Source organism: Xanthomonas bromi, from assembly GCF_900092025.1.
GTDB classification, from domain to species: Bacteria; Pseudomonadota; Gammaproteobacteria; order Xanthomonadales; family Xanthomonadaceae; genus Xanthomonas; species Xanthomonas bromi.
The window spans coordinates 1-2,986 of sequence record NZ_FLTX01000127.1; the positions used below are offsets into that span (position 1 = coordinate 1).

Annotated in this window: 2 protein-coding genes; both read left to right on the forward strand. The window is 58.8% G+C overall.

Translation table 11 applies throughout. From position 1 onward, the window contains the following. Positions 1 to 84: 84 nt before the first annotated feature. Entirely contained in the window at positions 85 to 1,512 is a 1,428-nt protein-coding gene (locus tag XBLMG947_RS20820) for a sugar porter family MFS transporter (protein ID WP_065470407.1), read from the forward strand. A gap of 359 nt (positions 1,513 to 1,871) precedes the next feature. Beyond that, positions 1,872 to 2,986 (forward strand): MASE1 domain-containing protein (locus XBLMG947_RS20825; protein ID WP_245228301.1); only part of this gene is annotated, 1,115 nt, incomplete at its 3' end.

Consider the following 2,986-nt stretch of genomic DNA (forward strand, 5'->3'; position numbering starts at 1 on the left):
GTCCCGTGGCCGGCGGCGCGTTGCGTCGCCGGCCGATGGCGCCCACTCCTGTGGCCGCTCCCTTGCGTGTTCCCAGGTGAACCCATGTCCAGTGTTTCCATTGACGGCGCCCCCGATGTCGGCGAGAACACCCGTTTCATCATCCTGATCAGCTGCGTAGCCACCATCGGCGGCTTCCTGTTCGGCTTCGACAGCGGCGTGATCAATGGCACCGTCGATGGCCTGAAACAGACCTTTCAGTCCACCGCCGCCGAAACCGGTTTCGAAGTCGCCTCGATGCTGCTGGGCTGCGCCATCGGCGCGTTCTTTGCCGGCCGCCTGGCCGACCGCTGGGGCCGCCGCGCGGTCCTGATCATTTCCGCTGCGCTGTTCCTGCTCTCGGCCATCGGTGCCGGCGCCTCGAACAGCTCCGGTTTCTTCATCTTCGCCCGCGTGATGGGTGGCTTTGCCGTTGGCGCGGCCAGCGTTATTTCACCGGCCTACATCGCCGAGGTCGCCTCCGCGCGCTATCGCGGCAGGCTCGCCACGATGCAGCAGATTGCCATCATCAGCGGGCTGTTCTGCGCGTTTTTGAGCAACTACCTGCTGGCCAATGCCGCCGGCGCCTCCACCGAGCCGCTCTGGGCGGGGCAGGCTGCCTGGCGCTGGATGTTCTGGATGCAGGCGATTCCCTCGCTGGCGTTCCTGCTGCTGTTGCTGGTGATCCCCGAAAGCCCGCGCTATCTGGTGGTCAAGGGGCGCCGCGAGCAGGCGCTGGTGGTGCTCAAGCGTCTGTACGGCAGCGCTGTCGCGCAGACCAAGCTGGCTGAAATCGCCGCCTCGATGGCGGCCGACCAGCACAAGCCCAAGTTCTCCGACCTGATCAGCAAAGCCACCGGCAAGGTCCGCCCCATCGTCTGGATCGGAATTGGCCTGGCGGTGTTCCAGCAGCTGGTCGGCATCAACGTGGTGTTCTACTACGGCGCGGTGCTGTGGCAGGCGGTGGGCTTCTCCGAGCAAGATGCCTTGTTGATCAACGTGTTGTCCGGCGGCCTGAGCATCGGCGCCTGCCTGATCACGGTGATGCTGGTCGACAAGATCGGCCGCAAGCCACTGCTGTGGATCGGCTCGGCCGGCATGGCCGTGTCGCTGGCGCTGGTCACCTACGCCTTCGCCACCGCCTCGCTGGACTCCAATGGCAAGCTCGCCATGTCCGACGCCATGGGCATGCTGGCGCTGGTCGCCGCCAACGTCTACGTGGTGTTCTTCAACGCCTCCTGGGGCCCGGTGATGTGGGTGATGCTGGGCGAGATGTTCCCCAACCAGATCCGCGGCTCGGGTCTGGCGATTGCCGGTGCCGCCCAGTGGACCTCCAACTTCGCCATCACCGTCAGCTTCCCGATCCTGCTCGGCAGCATTGGCCTGGCCGGCGCTTACGGCATCTACACCGTCGCTGCGTTCATCTCGGTGTTCTTCGTGCTCAAGTACGTCTACGAGACCAAGGGCAAGGAGCTGGAGCAGATGGAGGGCTGATTCCGAAAGTTATGCCTATATGGGCATTGTTCAGAAGGAAGGCCGCGCATTGCGCGGCGTTTTTCTTCGGATGATTCTTTATCACCAGTCGCTGTGCACGCACGCATAAGCGGCACCATCAATCCAAGCCACGCAGCCAGGCCTGATTCGCCTCATTGCATCAGGAGCTTGCGGCTCCTCGACAAGGCGCCGGCCAGTCTATGGGGCTAATGCACCAGAAAAGTGCAATTGACGTCGTTAAACGCACACGCTGAAAGCCAGATCGGATACGCGTTTATCGCAATGTGCGCGCCATCGCTATACTCCGTCGAGCAGTTCCCTCCAGACTAGGACGCATCGTTGAACCAAGGAGTGGTGGTATGGCGGTAGCTAAAGAAGTCATCAGGGGCATGCTGATCAGCGTGTGCTACTGCTTGGTATTTCTGATTCTCTGGCGCCTGTCCATTGATCAATGGTATCTGCCGGTTGGCTTGCGGGTCGTTACCTTGCTTTTTCGACCATATCGAGAATGGCCGTACCTGTTGTTAGGGGATGCTGCGGCAATGTTGGTCTTGCGTATTCCTCTGGGCGAGCTGCAGGGGTTCAACCCGCTATGGTCTTACCTGAGTCCGTTCTTGCATGGGCCACTGATTGCAGGCGGCATTTTCCTGCTTCGTTACCATGTTCCTCATATCGTCAAGAGCCAGCACTGGCTTATTCCAGCTGCGCTTGCGATAGGGCTTTGGAACGCTTTCTGCAGCATGCTTTTGAACGAGATGCTTGGTGGGCCAACGATTTATCCCGTAATTGATCTGCTGCTGCGCTATTGTTCAGGTAGCTATCTCGGAATACTGGTCTTATTGCTTCCGACGATGTTGTGGACCAATTGGAATGACGGTCCAGTTCACCCCTGTCTACCAAAAGATTTTGCTATTGCGGTCGTCGTCATTCTCGGGCTGTTCTTCGGTTTGGGCGTCTTGAGCGAACCATCGATTCGAAACATTTTAATGGTCGCGATGCTTGTGCCGATGATCGTGCTGACATTCAGGCATGGGTGGAGAGGCATTGCGTTGGGGGCGCTACTTGCAAGCTTCGGGCTTGAGTTCTCTCTTCCCCGGGTCTATCAGGCTGGTTTCTTTGATCAGCATGTTTATAACGTCCAGTTGCTCTATGGGGTCATAACAACGGTTCTCTTTGTCTTTAACGCGCGCCTACGTGATTTAACCCGCAGTGGTGTTTTGAATCGCACAAAAGAAGATCCTTTTGTATTTGCTCGCGCAAGCTATTCCAGCGCGGAGCGTCTGTTGCGCAACCGCGTGCTTGAATATTCTGATATCAATGAGCAGATCAACAGGATGCGCAGAGACGTCCTAGCTAATTTGAGGGCGAAAGGGCAGCACGCGATTGCAATGGAGATTGAACCGCCCCGGGAATCCCGGAGGCTCCATGACTTGAGAAGATGGAGCCATGAACAGAGCAAGCAAGTTCTCCCCGC